12 protein-coding genes are annotated in these 15,391 nt (G+C 70.5%); 4 read left to right on the top strand and 8 right to left on the bottom strand.

What is annotated here, in order from left to right; translation table 11 throughout:
- Window positions 1-340: 340 nt before the first annotated feature.
- The 4 genes from KCH48_RS37375 to KCH48_RS37360 all read right to left on the bottom strand — a co-directional run bounded on the left by KCH48_RS37375 (window position 341) and on the right by KCH48_RS37360 (window position 4,653).
- On the bottom strand, window positions 341-844 hold the full coding sequence (locus KCH48_RS37375) for an ATP-binding protein (RefSeq protein ID WP_210581746.1): 504 nt from the start codon (window positions 842-844) through the stop codon (window positions 341-343).
- Window positions 845-1,137: 293 nt separating this feature from the next.
- Window positions 1,138-1,905, bottom strand: coding sequence for an enoyl-CoA hydratase/isomerase family protein (locus KCH48_RS37370; RefSeq protein WP_210581744.1), 768 nt, complete (start codon window positions 1,903-1,905; stop codon window positions 1,138-1,140).
- Between the two features lie 75 nt (window positions 1,906-1,980).
- Window positions 1,981-3,213, bottom strand: a complete 1,233-nt coding sequence (locus KCH48_RS37365) for an Ig-like domain-containing protein (protein ID WP_210581742.1) — start codon at window positions 3,211-3,213, stop codon at window positions 1,981-1,983.
- Window positions 3,214-3,399: 186 nt separating this feature from the next.
- Window positions 3,400-4,653, bottom strand: a complete 1,254-nt coding sequence (locus KCH48_RS37360; RefSeq protein WP_210581741.1) for an Ig-like domain-containing protein — start codon at window positions 4,651-4,653, stop codon at window positions 3,400-3,402.
- A gap of 153 nt (window positions 4,654-4,806) precedes the next feature.
- On the opposite strand from KCH48_RS37360, the gene glgX reads away from it, so the two are divergent.
- Complete coding sequence (glgX, locus tag KCH48_RS37355) at window positions 4,807-7,071, top strand: glycogen debranching protein GlgX (protein WP_210581739.1); 2,265 nt, start codon at window positions 4,807-4,809, stop codon at window positions 7,069-7,071.
- Window positions 7,072-7,431: 360 nt separating this feature from the next.
- Here the strand turns inward: glgX and KCH48_RS37350 are convergent, their stop codons facing one another.
- From KCH48_RS37350 to KCH48_RS37335, 4 genes are read right to left on the bottom strand one after another with little or no spacing between them, the layout of a single operon-like run.
- On the bottom strand, window positions 7,432-8,061 hold the full coding sequence (locus KCH48_RS37350) for a response regulator transcription factor (RefSeq protein WP_210581737.1): 630 nt from the start codon (window positions 8,059-8,061) through the stop codon (window positions 7,432-7,434).
- A complete protein-coding gene (locus KCH48_RS37345) occupies window positions 8,051-9,307 on the bottom strand; it encodes a sensor histidine kinase (RefSeq protein WP_210581735.1) in 1,257 nt (418 codons plus the stop codon). Before KCH48_RS37345 ends, KCH48_RS37350 begins: the two co-directional genes overlap by 11 nt.
- A gap of 25 nt (window positions 9,308-9,332) precedes the next feature.
- Window positions 9,333-10,076 (bottom strand): ABC transporter permease, encoded by a 744-nt coding sequence (locus tag KCH48_RS37340; RefSeq protein ID WP_210581733.1) that lies wholly within the window; start codon window positions 10,074-10,076, stop codon window positions 9,333-9,335.
- Window positions 10,073-11,020: an ABC transporter ATP-binding protein gene (locus tag KCH48_RS37335; RefSeq protein ID WP_210581731.1), complete on the bottom strand. Its 948-nt coding sequence runs from the start codon at window positions 11,018-11,020 to the stop codon at window positions 10,073-10,075. The genes KCH48_RS37340 and KCH48_RS37335 overlap by 4 nt, the downstream gene beginning before the upstream one ends.
- Window positions 11,021-11,226: 206 nt before the next feature.
- Here KCH48_RS37335 and KCH48_RS37330 point away from each other — a divergent pair, with 206 nt between their 5' ends.
- The 3 genes from KCH48_RS37330 to KCH48_RS37320 are packed head-to-tail and all read left to right on the top strand — an operon-like array spanning window position 11,227 to window position 15,173.
- A complete protein-coding gene (locus KCH48_RS37330) occupies window positions 11,227-13,077 on the top strand; it encodes an ABC transporter ATP-binding protein (RefSeq protein ID WP_210581729.1) in 1,851 nt (616 codons plus the stop codon).
- Window positions 13,074-14,936, top strand: a complete 1,863-nt coding sequence (locus KCH48_RS37325) for an ABC transporter ATP-binding protein (RefSeq protein ID WP_210581727.1) — start codon at window positions 13,074-13,076, stop codon at window positions 14,934-14,936. The genes KCH48_RS37330 and KCH48_RS37325 overlap by 4 nt, the downstream gene beginning before the upstream one ends.
- Window positions 14,937-14,966: 30 nt before the next feature.
- Window positions 14,967-15,173 carry an ABC transporter ATP-binding protein gene (locus KCH48_RS37320; protein ID WP_210581725.1) on the top strand — a complete coding sequence of 69 codons (207 nt, stop codon included), beginning with the start codon at window positions 14,967-14,969 and terminating at the stop codon, window positions 15,171-15,173.
- Window positions 15,174-15,391: the final 218 nt, after the last annotated feature.

Below are 15,391 nucleotides of genomic sequence, written 5' to 3'. Positions count from 1 at the left end.
GTCGTGGGGGGGGGGGGGGGGGGGGGGGGGGGGGGGCGGGGGGGGGGGGGGGGGGGGGGCGGGGGGGCGGGGGGTCGGGGGGGGGGGGCGGGGGGGTGTGCTGAGCCGTGGCGCCCGGTTCGGCACACCCTGCGGCGAGCCCGCCCGCGGCGGCGACGAGGCCGGCTCCGGCACGTAGCGCCGCCCGTCGGTCGGTGGTGGTCACCCGCACCATTTAAGAGGCGTTATGTCCGAAAACTCGCGATTGATCCGGTTGGCGGTGAGGTCAAGGCGCGGTCAAGAGCCGGCAAACGGTGCGCTCAACCTCCCGGTAGACGGTGTCGTCAGCCACACGGCCTGGTCATCTGTCGGCGACCCGCATCTCGAACCACGTCGTCTTCCCCCGCGGCAGCAGATCCACGCCCCACCGGTCGGAGAGCTTGTCGACGAGGAACAGCCCTCGCCCGCTCACATCCATCTCCTGGACCGGCATGAGGCAGGGCAGCCCCCGGGAGGGGTCGCGGACCTCGACGCGGATCCAGCCCCGGCGGCGGCGCAGGCGCAGTCCGAAGACGCGGGCGCCGGTGTGCCGTACGGCATTGCCGACGAGTTCCGACACGAGTAAGACCGCGTCCTCCGTCATCTTGGGGGTGAGTCCCCACTGACGCAGGACGACGACCTGGGTCAGTCTGCGTGCGGCGGCCGCGGACTCGGGGCGGGACGGCAGCGGCACCTCCGACTCCGTCGGGTTGCCGAACAACTCCAGTACCTTGAGCGCGTGTTCGTCCTCGGCCGCCGGCGACCAGCGCGCCGCAGTCGCACGGCCGTGTCCCCGCGGCTGTTCGACACCCTCCAGCCCCGCCATGCCCCCATCATGGCCGCCCCGAACGCCCTCCGGGGGCGTCTCAGCGGAATACGCCCCCCGGAATCCACCATTCCGTACCGGTGGATTGGCATATGCCAAAGGCAGTTCGGGGCCGGTTACAGCCCCGCTGAACTGCGGCGAAGGCTCGATCGGCGGCAATCGACGGACTCCCTCGGCAAGACAGGCTTAAGGTTGCCTTAAGGCTCCCATAAACCGCCCCATCGAGGGACCCGGATCACCGGATAAGACATCGCGTCAATTGCAAGGCCTTGCGGGGACTTTGGGGAAGAGATTCACAAGAACTTCGCCTTCCCCGGACCCTCCTCGACGAAGCTGCGCATACCGCGCTCGCGGTCCTCGGTGGCGAACAGGCCCGCGAACCAGTTCCGTTCCACCGCCAGGCCGGTCTCGATGTCCGTCTCCAGGCCCGTGTCGATGGACTCCTTCGCCGCGCGCAGGGCGATCGCGGGGCCCTGCGCCAGCTTCGCGGCCCAGGTGTGCGCCGCCTCGTACACCTCGGCGGCCGGGACGATCCGGTCCACCAGGCCAAGCGCCAGCGCCTCGTCCGCCTTGACCTGGCGGCCCGTGAAGATCAGGTCCTTCGCCTTGGACGGGCCGATCAGCCGGGCCAGGCGCTGGGTGCCGCCGGCGCCGGGGATCAGACCGAGCAGGATCTCCGGCTGGCCCAGCTTGGCGTTCTCGCCGGCGATGCGGAAGTCCGCGCAGAGCGCCAACTCGCAGCCGCCGCCGAGGGCGTAGCCGGTGACGGCGGCGACGACCGGCTTGGGGATGCGGGCCACGGCGGTGAAGGAGTCCTGTAGGGCGCGGGCGCGGAGGACCATCGCGGCGTGGTCCATGGCCTGCATCTCTTTGATGTCCGCGCCGGCCGCGAAGACCTTCTCGCCACCGTAGATCACCACAGCGCGCACGTCCTCGCGCCGGGTGGCCTCTTCGGCGAGTTCCTTCAGGCGGTCCTGGGTGGCGATGTCCAGCGCGTTCATCGGAGGGCGGTCGAGGCGGATGGTGCCGACGCCTTCGGCGACTTCGAGATTCACGGTCATGGCAGCAGGTTAACGGGCACTAACGACAACGGGCCCGGTGCATTGAGTCACACCGGGCCCGCGTACAGAAGAGGGCTACGACTTCCACTTCTCCCACGGCATGTTCCAGCCGTTCAACCCGTTGTCCGGGTCCACGATCCTGTCGTTGGAGTTCTTCACCACGACCACGTCGCCGATCATCGAGTTGTTGAAGAACCAGGCGGCCGGGACGCCGCTGTCGTAGCCGCCGCGGACGTCGCGGAGGCCGATGCAGCCGTGGCTGGCGTTGTAGTTGCCGAAGGCGCCGCCGCCCCAGTAGTTGCCGTGGATGAAGGTGCCGGAGGTGGTGAGGCGCTGGGCGTGGGGGACGTCCTTGATGTCGTACTCGCCGCCGTAGCCGACGGTCTCGCCGTTCATACGGGTCACCTTGAGCTGCTCGGTGATGACCATCTGGCCGTTCCAGGTGTCGTAGCCGGGCTTGCCGGTGGTGACGGGGATCGTCTTGATGACCTTGCCGTCCCGCTTGACCTGCATCGTGCGCTTCTTGACGTCGACGGTCGAGATCTGGCTGCGGCCGATGGTGAAGGAGACGGTCTTGGCCTGCTCGCCGTAGACGCCGTCGCGGCCCTCCACGCCGTCGAGGTTGAGATCGACGGTGACCTTGGTACCCGGCTTCCAGTATTTCTCGGGGCGGAAGTCGAGGCGGTCGTTGCCGAACCAGTGGCCCTCGACGTCGACGGCGGGCTCGGTCTTGATCTTGATGGCCTTCTCGACGTCCTCGGGGGCGGTGATGCCCCGGGTGAAGCGGATCGAGAACGGCATTCCCACGCCGACCTTGGAGCCGTCCTCGGGGGTGAACTCACCGATGAACGTGTTCTCGGGTGTCAGGGTGGTGAAGCTGGCCTCCTCGGCTGCCTCGCGGCCCTTGGAGTCCTCGGCGACGGCGTGGACCTTGTACGTGGTGGACGCGGCGAGATGGGTGGACGGCGTCCAGCTGGCCCCGCCGCCGGTGATCTTCCCGGGTATTTCCGTGCCCTTGGCGTCCTTGACCTGGACCTCGGTCAGCTTGCCCTTGGCGGCGCTGACCTTGAGGGCGCCGTCGGTGTCGACCGACTTGGCGCCGTCCTTCGGGGCTATCGTCACGACGGCCTGCGACTGCTTGCTCTCGGCCTGGGTGGAGTCCTCACCCTTGCCGGGCCCGGACGTCGAGTCCGAGCCACCCCCGCCGCACGCGGTGACGGCGAGAAGTAGCCCACCTATCAAGGCCGCCACTTTCTTGCCTCGCCCCCGCGCGTCAACCGACGCCCCCGATATCGGCCGCACGTTCAAGTTCTTTCTCCCCTCGCCGGGCCCGTCCACCGGACCCATGCCGGGCCTGGTCGGGCCCGCTCCCCAGGCGCGTCGCGCGCGCTCGGCGCATATTAACCACAAGGCCAGCGGCATAGTCGCTTCATGATTGTCACTGTTCCGTACCGAACTTCAACAGAATGTCGGCCAACCCTCCCCCTGCTCCCGCTACTTCACCGCACTGCCCGCCTTCCACTCCTTCCAACCCATATTCCACCCTCCGAGGCCGTTGTCGGGAGCGACCTTTTTGTCATTGCTGTGGACGACCTCGACGACGTCCCCGACGAGGCTGCGGTCGAAGAACCAGCCGGCCGGGGTGTCCGAGTCGCCGCCCTTCACATCGCGCAGGCCGACACAGCCGTGGCTGATGTTGGTCCGGCCGAAGACGGTGTCCGGCGCCCAGTAGTTGCCGTGCAGGAAGGTGCCGGAGTCGGTGAGGCGCATGGCGTGCGGGACGTCCGGGATGTCGTACTCGCCCTTGCCGTTGGCCTTCTTGAAGCCGACCGTGGCGCCGTTCATCCGGGTCAGGTCGAGCATCTCGCTGACCACCATCTTGCCGTTGTACGTCGTGTGCTTGGGGGCTCCGGCGGTGATCGGCACGGTGGCGAGCAGTTCGCCGTCGCGGCGTACGTCCATGGTGTGCGCGCGGGCGTCGACCAGGGAGACCTGGCTGCGGCCGACGGTGAAGGAGAACGTCTTGTGCTGGAGGCCGTAGACGCCGGGGGCGCCTTCGACGTCGCGGAAGCGCAGGGCGACGGTGACCTGGGTGCCGGGTCTCCAGTAGTGCTCGGGGCGGAAGTCGAGGCGGCCGTTGCCGAACCAGTGCGGGCGGATCTCGACGGCGGGCTTCGCGCTGACCTGTACGGCGCGTTCGACGGCGGCGCGGTCGGCGATCTCCCGGTTGAACTCGATGGAGACGATCATTCCGGTGCCGACGGTGGAGCGGTTCTCCGGGGCGACGTACCCGATGAACCGCTCCTCGGGGACGTACGTGGTGAAGGTCGTGTGCCGTGCCGAGCGTCGTCCCCTGCCGTCCAGTGCCACTGCGTCGACCGTGTACTCGGCGGCCAGCGCGAGCTTCTCGTCGTCGGGCTCCCAGCGCAGGCCGTCCTCGGAGATGTGCCCGGTGACGGGGGTCTCCTGCGCGTCCTGGGACTTGACGACCCGCACCGATTCCAGGCGCCCGCTGGGCACCCGTACCCGCAGCCTGCTGTCGGGTCTCACGCCCCTGCTGCCGTCGTCCGGCGAGACGCGGATGACGTCCTCCGGTGCCCGGGCCTTGCCGAACACCGCGTCGATGCCGGCCCCGCCCGAGCCGTCGTCCGACGTGCATCCGGCGGCCCCGGCCAGCAGTCCTGCCCATGTCAGTACGGCGGCCAGCGCGGCCCCCGCGCGCCGCGCGCGCCCATGTACGTGCCTCACAACGACCCCAACGACAGGGCCCGCTCCCGGGAAACGTGAGTGCGACCCAAGCTCTGGGCAGAAGAGTGGGGAGGACGACACGACGGGGAGCCCCAGCTGGGACGCTGCGCGCTCTTTCCGCCGGTCGTTCCGCGAGCCGTGGGAGGCTGTCACGTGTCCAGCGCAGCCGAGCAGGAGGCGGTGGCCGAGGGGCGCGCTGCCGCACAGGAAGCCGTGACCGAGCGTGCCGTCGTGAACGGTGCGCGGCGGGCGGCGCCGCCGGGTGCGCAGGTGTGGCCGGGTGCGCCGATGCCGCTGGGGTCCCGGTTCCGGACCGGTCCCGACGGGGTGGCCGGCACCAACTTCGCGCTGTGGGCGGGCGGGGCCGAGGCGGTCGAGCTGTGCCTGTTCGGGCCGGACGGCAAGGAGACCCGGGTCCGGCTGACCGAGCTGACGCACGAGATCTGGCACGGCTTCGTACCCGGCGTGATGCCCGGTCAGCGGTACGGCTATCGCGTGCACGGCCGCTGGGACCCGTGGACCGGCGGTCGCTGGAACCCGGCCAAACTGCTTCTCGACCCGTACGCCCGCGCGGTGGACGGCGACTTCAGCCTGCCGCCCGAGGTGTACGGCCATGTGCGTGACTGGCCCCAGCAGCAGGTCGCGGACACCGTGCGCGACGACCGGGACTCGGCGCCGTACGTCCCGAAGGGCGTCGTCGTCCACGATGACGCCACCGACGACGAGTGGATGGACGACCGCCGCCCGAAGACGCCCTGGGCGGACTCGGTCATCTACGAACTGCACGTACGGGGATTCACCAAGCTGCACCCGGAAATCCCCGAGGAACTACGGGGCACCTACGCCGGTCTGGCACATCCCGCCGCCGTCGAGCACCTCGTCAAGCTCGGCGTCACGGCCGTCGAGCTGCTGCCGGTGCACCAGTTCGCGCACGAGGACCATCTGCTGCGCCGCGGCCTGAAGAACTACTGGGGCTACAACTCCATCGGCTACTTCGCCCCGCACGCGGCGTACGCGGCGACGGGCACGGCGGGCCAGCAGGTCGGCGAGTTCAAGCGGATGGTGCGGGCGCTGCACTCGGCCGGGATCGAGGTCATCCTCGACGTGGTCTACAACCACACGGCGGAGGCGGGCGAGCTGGGCCCGATGCTGTCGCTGAAGGGCATCGACAACCGCGGCTACTACCGGCTGCAGGACGACGCGCGCCGATACGCGGACTACACGGGCTGCGGCAACACCCTGCACGTGGTCCAGCCGCATGTGCTGCGCCTGATCACGGACTCCCTGCGGTACTGGGTGACCGAGATGGGCGTCGACGGCTTCCGCTTCGACCTGGCGGCGGCGCTGGCCCGCTCCATGCACGACGTCGACATGCTCTCCCCGTTCCTGGCCGTCATCGCCCAGGACCCGGTGCTGCGGCGGGTGAAGCTGATCGCCGAGCCGTGGGACGTGGGGTCGGGCGGCTACCAGGTGGGTGCCTTCCCGCCCCTGTGGACGGAGTGGAACGACCGGTACCGCAACGCCGTACGGGACTTCTGGCGGGGTGCGCTGCCGGACGTACGGGATCTGGGCTACCGCCTGTCGGGGTCCAGCGACCTGTACGCCTGGGGCGGCCGGCGCCCCTACGCCTCGGTCAACTTCATCACCGCGCACGACGGTTTCACCCTGCGCGACATGGTGTCGTACGAGCGCAAACACAACGAGGCCAACGGTGAGGGCAACCGGGACGGCACGGACGACAACCGCGCGTGGAACTGCGGCGCCGAGGGAGAGACGGACGAGGAGCGTGTACGGGCGCTGCGGCGGCGCCAGTTGCGGAACCTGCTGACGACGCTGTTGCTGTCCACGGGGGTGCCGATGCTGGTCGCGGGTGACGAGCTGGGGCGGACGCAGCGGGGCAACAACAACGCGTACTGCCAGGACAACGAGATCAGCTGGCTGGACTGGGGGCTGCTGGAGGAGCCGGGGTGGCGAGCGCTTTTCGACCTCACCGCTCGTCTGATCGAGCTGCGGCACCGGCATCCGGTACTTCGCCGCCGGGCGTTCTTCTCCGGGCGGGCGCACTCCGCCGACGGGCTGCGCGACCTGGCCTGGTTCACCGCCCGCGGCACGGAGATGACGGAACGGGACTGGTACGCGCCCGCCGCGACGCTGGGCATGTACCTCTCCGGGCGGGACATCCCGGGGCGGGACGAGCGGGGTGCGCCGATCGTCGACGACAGCTTTCTCGCCGTGCTCCATGCCGGGGACCGGCCGGTGAGCTTCGTCCTGCCGGGGCCGCCGTGGGCGGAGCGGTACGAGGTGGTCGTCGACACGTCGCGGGAGGAGCAGGGGGAGGCGCCGGGGGTGGAGCATCGGGCGGGGGCGGCGATCACGGTGCCGGCGCGGGCGGTGTTGCTGCTGCGGGTGGCGGGCTGAGGAGTTTCGCGCCCCCGCCGCCCCTACCCGTCCCATCCTGAAGGGGCTCCGCCCCTTCACCCCCGCCAGGGGGCTCCGCCCCCATGGACCCCCGCGGGGCTCCGCCCCTGCACCCCGCCGGGGCTTCGCCCCCAGACCCCCACCGGGGCTCCGCCCCTGGACCCCGCTCCTCAAACGCCGGAGGGGCTGGATTTCAGCCCCCTCTCGTCAAATGCCGGAGGGCTGGATTTTCAGCGCCGGTCGGCATCATTTAGCCCGTCCGGCGTTTGAGGACAAGGCCCGTTCAGGGCCGAAGCGGGGGTCTGGGGGCGCAGCCCCCAGGGATGGGACGGGTAGGGGCGGCGGGGGCGAGGAAACCCGTCAGCCGAGGATCCCCCGGTCGTACGCCACCGCCACCGCCGCCGCCCGGTCCTTGACGCCCAACTTGGCGTAGAGGTGGGTGAGGTGGGTCTTGACGGTGGCCTCGCTGATGAAGAGGACGCGGGCGATCTCGCGGTTGGAGGTGCCTTTGGCGACCAGCGTCAGGACCTCGCGCTCGCGGGCTGAGAGGGGCTCGTTGCCGGGGGCCCGGACTGCGGAGACGAGCCGGGAGGCCACCGCCGGGGAGAGGACCGTACGGCCTTCCGCCGCCGCGCGGACCGCGGTGAACAGTTCGTCGCGGGGGGCGTCCTTCAGGAGGTACCCGGTCGCGCCCGCCTCGATCGCGGGGATGGTGTCGGAGTCGGTGTCGTACGTGGTGAGGACGAGCACCTTCGCGCGGGCGGAGCGGCGGGTCAGCTCGCGGATGGCGTCGACTCCCGCGCCGCCCGGCATCCGCAGGTCCATCAGGATCACGTCCGGGTCCAGGGCGGCGGCCTTCTCGACCGCCTCGATGCCGCCCGAGGCCTCGCCGAGGACGGTGAAGCCGGGGGCGGACTCGAACATGCCGCGCAGACCGTCGCGTACGACGGGATGGTCGTCGACGATCAGCACCGAGATGTCACGGGTCATGGCGTACCAACGGTACGCGAGCGGACAGCGCCGTGCCGTGCCCTGGCTCGGACTCGACGGTGAGCGCCCCGGCGATGCGTTCGGCACGGGCGCGCATGCCGTCGAGTCCGAAGCCGCCGGCGGAGGTGCGTTCGCGGGCGGCGAGGGGGTCGAAGCCCCGGCCGTCGTCGCGGATGTCGAGGACCACCTCGTCGACCATGAAGCTCAGGGTCACGCCGAGCCGGGTGGCGTGCGCGTGGCGGGAGGCGTTGGACAGGGCCTCCTGGGCGATCCTCAACAGGGTCGCCGAGACCTCGTCGTGGAGGTGTTCCGCGGTGCCGGTGACGGTGAACTCGGCCCGGATTCCGGTCCGTTCGCCCCATTCGGCGACCGTGCTCTTCAGGGCCTGCGGCAGACCGTCGTGCTCCAGCGCCACGGGGGCGAGGTTGTGCACGGAGCGGCGGGCCTCGCCGAGGCTGTGCCGGGCCAGGTCCGAGGCGCGCTGGAGGTGGGTGCGGGCGGTCTCCAGGTCGCCAGCGTTCGCGACGACCTGGAGCTGGGCGATGATGCCGGTCAGGCCCTGGGCGAGGGTGTCGTGGATCTCGGCGGCGAGACGCCTGCGTTCGTCGGCGATGCCCGCCTCCCGTGCCTGGACGAGGAGTTGGGCGTGGAGGGCGGCGTTCTCGTCGAGGGCCTGCTGCAACGCGGCGTTGGTGCGTTCGAGTTCGGCGATGGTCTCGGCGCGGGCGCGGGAGCGTTCCTCCTGCTGGGAGGTGAGATGGCCGACCACCGTCACCATCACGTTGTTGACCACCAGGAGCCCGGCGAACACGGCCCACTGCACAGGTTCGCGGAACGGCATCCCGCCGGCCTGCGAGCCCGAGACGGCGATCGAGCAGGCGAACGGGCCGATCCACCGGAGGTAGCGCCCGGGCATCAGCTCGTCGGCGTCGAAGTAGCCGGTGACCGCGTAGAACGCGAAGAACGGATTCAGCCAGGTCAGCACGAAGCTGATCGCCCAGCGCACGGCGTAGTACACCGTGCCGAGGGTCGACGGGCCCGGGCGCGTGCGGCTCGCCCGCTCCCACCACAGCTGGAGTACGAAACCCGCGGCGACCAGCACCACGACCGCGTTCCGCTCCGCCGTGCTCGGCATCAGTTCGGCGGTGGCGAACGACAGCAGCGTGCCGACCGCGAGCAGCCCGTACGGCCCTTTGCTGCGGACCAGCTGCCAGCGCCGCTCGAGGTCCGTGTCCGCCGCGGTCATGCCTCCAGTCTGCACGGCGGGCCGCCTACTCCCACCGGAACCAGCGCGCCGCCGACACCGACAGCACCACCGTCCACGCCGCCATCACGCCCAGGTGGGTCCAGCCGGGCCAGTCGCCCACCATGGCCTCGCCCAAGGCCTGCGCTGCGGCGCCGAACGGCGTGAACCCGACGACGTCGGCCATGACGTCGGGCATGGCCTGCACCGGCAGCCACACGCCCGCGCAGAACAGCATCGGGAAGAACACCACCGTTCCGACGGCGCCCGCGATCTTCACCGTCCGGGACACGGCCGAGATCACCGACCCCAGGGCGAGTGCGGCGAGGACCGCGAGCACCAGCGCGAGCAGATAGCCGTACGGCTGCTCGGGCAGTCGTACGTCATAGGCGAACCGGCCGATCGCCAGCGCGAGCAGCGCCGAGAGCACGGCGGCCAGGGCGTGCACCAGCATCTGCGCGAACAGCAGTGCCGACGGTTTGACCGGGGTGGTGGACATCCGGCGCAGGATGCCCTGTTCCCGGTAGCCGGTGAGGCCGACCGGCATCGACTGCACACCGGCCACGATCATGGCGGCGAGCACGGCCACGGGGACGTAGGTGTCGACGATGCGCAGGCCGCCCAGCTCGTCCTGGGTCTCGCGGAACGCTGGGACGGCGCCCAGGATGGCCACCAGCAGGGGCGGGAAGAGCACGATCCAGAAGAGGCTGCCGGGCTCGCGGGCGAGCAGCCGGGCCTCGGTGCGCAGTACGGCGGTGTTCGCGGTGTTCATCGTGTGGCCTCCGTCGTGGTCTCGGTCGTGGACTTCGCCGTGGTCTCCGTGAGGTCCAGGAAGGCGTCGTCCAGCGTGGCGTCGCTGACGCGCAGTTGGTGGGCGGTGATGCGGTGCCGGGCGAGCAGCGTGATCACTGCGTTGACCGTCTCGTCGCTGCCGGAGAGGGTGATCCGGCCGTCCTTGTGCTCGACGGACGCGAGCGCGGGCAGGGCGCTCAGCTCCTGTTCGTCCAGCGGCGCGGACGGCGTGAAGGTGATCACCGTGGCACCGGCGGAGCGGCGGATCAGCCCGGCCGGGGTGTCCAGCGCGGCGATCCGCCCCTTGTCGATCACGGCGATCCGGTCGCACAGCCGCTGCGCCTCCTCCATGAAGTGGGTGACGAGCAGGACGGTGACCCCGCTGTCCCGGACCTCCTCGATGAGCTGCCAGGTGTCCCGGCGGGCGCGCGGGTCGAGGCCGGTGGTCAGCTCGTCGAGGACGACGATGCGCGGGTTGCCGATCAGGGCGAGCGCGATGAACAGACGCTGTTTCTGGCCACCGCTGAGGCGGGCGAACCGGGTGGTCAACTTGTCGGTGAGGCCGAGGCGTTCGGCGAGCGGGCGCCAGTCGGCCGGGGTCGGGTAGAAGGCGGCGTACAGCTCCAGCGCCTCGCGGACGGTGAGCTTCGCCTGGAGTTCGCTCTCCTGGAGCTGGGCGCCCAGGACACGGGTGACCTTGTCGTGGTCGGCGACCGGATCGAGCCCGGCGACCCGGACGCGGCCCGCGTCGGGGACCCGCAGGCCCTCGACGCACTCGACGGTGGTGGTCTTGCCGGCGCCGTTCGGGCCGAGGATCCCGAAGATCTCGCCCTCCCCGACGGTGAGGGAGACACCGTCGACGACGGCCCGGCCGCCGTAGGACTTACGCAGTCCGCTGACTTCGATGACAGATGTGGCTGGCATGCTTCGAGGGTCCCGTCGGGGCGGGGTCCGCCACATCGGCCGTCACGCTCGAAGCCGCATCGGCCGATCGGTTGATGCGGGGGTACGACCACCCGGGCGCCCTTGGTTCGACGTGCCGAACGCGCAGGTCGTAGGACCAGCGGCCGATCCCGGTCCGGCCAAAACTCGGTGGGCGTTGTCAGTGCCGGTCCGTAGGCTCGCAGCTGATGTCCACGACACGTGCCACCACCAAGGAACGCTCCGCCGTCAAAGCGCTGTTGCGGTTGTGGCCCTATGTGCGGCCCGTCCGGGTGCGGCTGTTCACCGCGGCGTTCGTCGCCGTACTCGCCTCGTGCGTGGGGCTGGTGATTCCGCTCGTGCTGAAGTGGATGGTGGACGGGCCGGTCGCCGAGCGGGATCCGGCGGGCGTCTGGCTCGGGGCGCTGTATCTCCTGCTGCTCGGGCTCGCGGAGGCGCTGCTGTTCGGGCTGCGGCGGTGGCTGGTGGCACGGCCGCTGTCACATGTCGAGGCGGAGATGCGGGCGGACCTCTACCGGCATCTGCAGCGCCTCCCGGTCGCCTTCCACGACCGCTGGGCGTCCGGCCAGCTCCTCTCCCGGGGCACCACGGACCTGATGCTGCTGCGCATGTTCCTGGCCTTCCCGCTGACCTTCCTACTGGTCAACGGGGTGACGATCCTGGTCGGCGTGGCCATCATGCTGGTCCAGGACTGGACCCTGGGACTGGTCATCCTCGGTCCCGCCATACCCGTACTGATCACCTGCGTGATCTTCGAGCGACGCTACGCCGAGGTCGCGCGGCGGGCACAGGATCAGGTCGGCGACCTGACGACCGTCGTCGAGGAGAGCGTCCTCGGCATCCGCATCATCAAGGGCTTCGGGCGCCATCGCAGCCAGGCCCGAGCATTCCGCGAACTCTCCCGCACCCTCCGCGGAACCGAGCTGCGCAAGGCCCGCCTGCTGGCGACCATCTGGGCCATCATCGTGACGCTCCCGGAGGTGGCGATCGGAGCGGCGCTCGTGCTGGGGGCCGTACAGGTGGCTGACGGTGCGTTGTCCGCGGGAACGCTGGTGGCGTTCCTGTCAACGGCCCTAGCGATCCGGTGGCCGGTGGAGTCGATCGGCTTCCTGCTGGCGATGAGCCAGGAGGCGGCAACGGCGACGGAACGATACTTCGAGGTGATGGACGAATCCCCGGAGGCACAAGCGCCCCATAGGGGCGCGGGGAACTGCGCGACAAGCCCCCACAAACCCGCAGCCAAAAGCGCAGGCATCCACTTCCACGCCGTCACCTTCCGCTACCCGGACGCCCCCACCGACTCCCCACCCACCCTCGACCGCATAAACCTCCACATACGCCCCGGCGAGTCCATGGCCCTGGTCGGCGCCACCGGAAGCGGAAAAACAACCCTCACCGCCCTGGTCCCCCGCCTCCACGAGATCACCTCCGGCCGCATCACCCTCGACGGCACCGACATCACCGAGATACCCCGTGATTCGCTGCGCGCCCTCGTCGCCGTCGCCTTCGAGGAGCCCACTCTCTTCTCCGCGAGCGTCGGGGACAACGTCCTGATGGGCGCCGATGACGAGGCCGGCGCCGAGGAGTTGCACCGCGCGCTCTCCGTCGCGCAGGCCGAGTTCGCGCACGCCCTCCCGCAGGGCACGGAGACCCAGGTCGGCGAGCAGGGCCTCAGCCTCTCCGGAGGACAACGGCAGCGCCTCGCGCTCGCGCGGGCCGTCGTCGGCAGCCCCAGGTTCCTCGTCCTGGACGACCCGTTGTCGGCGCTGGACGTGCATACGGAGGCCGCCGTCGAGGCCGCCCTGCGGGAGGTGCTCGCCGACACGACGGCGCTCATCGTGGCGCACCGCCCGTCCACCGTGCTGCTGGCCGACCGGGTCGCCCTGCTCTCCGGCGGCCGTATCACCGCCGTGGGCACGCACTACGAACTGCTGCGGACGAACGCGGAGTACGCCCATCTGATGTCAGGGGAATCGTCCGGAGAAGGGTCCGGGCAAACGTCCGGGGAAACGTTCGGGAACGAGGAGGACCACCGGTGACCGCGCCCTCGACCTCCGCGCCCACGACCGACGACGACCAGCAGGACCTCCCTCGGAAGCCGGGCCCCGGCGACCCCTTCGACCGCGATGTCCTGCCCACTCCCCCGGGCGCGACGGCCGCGCTGCTGCGTTCCCTGCTCGCCCCGATGAAGGCCAGGGTCGCCCTCACCTCGTTCCTGCTGCTGCTCCAGCAGGCGGCGGTGCAGGCGGGCCCGCTGCTGGTGGCGTACGCCATCGACACGGCCGTACCGGCGATCCGCGCCGACGACTACGGGCCGCTCATCGCCGTGGGCGCCGGCTATCTGCTGTGCTCGCTGGCGTCCGGCGGGCTGCAGTACTGGTTCATCATCGCCGCCGCCCGCGTCAACCAGGACGTGCTGCTCGACCTGCGCGGCCGTATCTTCCGGCATGCGCAGGCGCTGAGCATCGACTTCCACGAGCGGTACACCTCGGGCCGGCTCATCTCCCGCTCCACGACGGACGTCGAGTCGCTGCGCGAGCTCCTCAACGAGGGGCTGCAGGAACTGGTGACCGTCGTGCTGTCCTTCGGCTACATCTCGGTGATGCTGCTCTGGCTGGATCTGGGCCTCGGCGGGGTCGCCGTGGCGTCGTTCGTGCCGCTGTATCTGCTCGTACGCGTCTATCAGCGGCGCGCGGGACGCGCGTACCGGCTCCGGTCCACCGCCATCGCCGCCGTCATCGTGAAGTTCGTCGAGACGATGAACGGCATCCGCCCGGTGCGCGCCTTCCGCCGCGAGGCCGTCAACGACCGTGACTTCGGCGTCCTGAACGCGCGGCACGAACGCACCAACGGCGACGCGCTGCTGGAGATGGCCCGCTATGTCGTCGGATCCCGGCTGGTCGCGAACACCGCGGTCGCCGGCATCGTGCTGTGGGGTGCCTACCGGGTGGCGGGCGGCACCCTGGCCCTCGGTGTGCTCGCCGCGGCCGTGCTCTATCTGCGGCGGCTGTACGACCCGATCGACCGGCTCGGCATGTTCCTCAACTCCTACCAGTCGGCCGCCGCCTCGCTGGAGAAGATCGCCGGGCTGCTCGCCCAGACGCCGTCCGTGCCCGAGCCGTCGACTCCCCGGCAGCTTCCGGCACTCGAGACCGAGCACCCCGGCCGCGAGGTCGTCTTCGACGCGGTCAGCTTCGGCTACCGCACCGGCGGCGAGGTCCTCCCCCGCTTCGACCTCACCCTCCCCGCCGGGCAGACGGTCGCCGTCGTCGGCTCGACCGGCGCGGGCAAGTCGACGCTGGCGAAGCTGCTCGCCCGGTTCTACGACCCCTCCGCCGGGCGGGTCCTGCTCGACGGCGTCGATCTGCGCGACCTCGACGTGCCCGAACTGCGGCGCGGGGTGGTCATGGTGACGCAGGAGGCGTTCCTGTTCTCCGGCACGGTCGCCGAGAACATCGCGATCGGCCGCCCCGACGCCAGCCGCGAGGAGATCGAGCGGGCCGCGAAGGCGATCGGCGCGCACGAGTTCATCGCCGCGCTGCCCGACGGCTACGACACCGACGTACGCAAACGCGGCGGCCGTATCTCCGCCGGACAGCGCCAACTGGTCGCCTTCGCCCGCGCGTTGCTCGCCGACCCGGCCGTACTGATCCTCGACGAGGCGACCAGCTCCCTTGACGTACCGGGCGAACGGGCCGTGCAGCGCGCCATGTCGACGGTCCTGCACGGCCGCACCGCGGTCGTCATCGCCCACCGCCTGTCCACCGTCGAGATCGCCGACCGCGTGCTGGTGATGGAGCACGGCCGGATCGTCGAGGACGGCAGCCCCGGCGAACTCATCGCGGGGACGGGCCGGTTCGCGGATCTCCACCAGGCCTGGCGGGACAGCCTGGCATGACGTCCACCGGCTGAGGTCTTCGGGAGCCATGTGATCGACGCGTACGAGGATCCGGGGTGGCCCGACTACGAGGCCACGGCGTTGCTCGATCCGACGACCGCCCACGACGCCGACCGAGTGGCCGTGATGGAGGACGGCCGACTCACCGAACCCGGCACGCACGAGGAGCTGGTGGCGGCGGACGGGGCGTATGCGCGGCTGTGGAGGACGTGGCACGGGGACCGCGATGTGACATAACGCCGGCAGTCGTCATACCCCCTCGCCCCGCGTCCGAATAACGAACAACCATTCCCGGACAACGGATGGTTTCCGGTCAATATCTTGACGCGCCCCTGACACGACCGCCGTTCACCTGCCACTCTTCCCAGCACCACGTCACAGCAACCTCACATCTGTGGCGACCGGCTCCCGCACGTGGTTCCGCGCACTGCCCCCACCCCTGCCAGAAGGAGTCC

The sequence above is a fragment of the Streptomyces sp. GESEQ-4 genome (genome assembly GCF_017948455.1).
Taxonomy (GTDB): Bacteria; Actinomycetota; Actinomycetes; order Streptomycetales; family Streptomycetaceae; genus Streptomyces.
The sequence above is the reverse complement of the archived record's forward strand: the minus strand, read 5'-3'. Positions and strand labels throughout refer to the sequence as shown.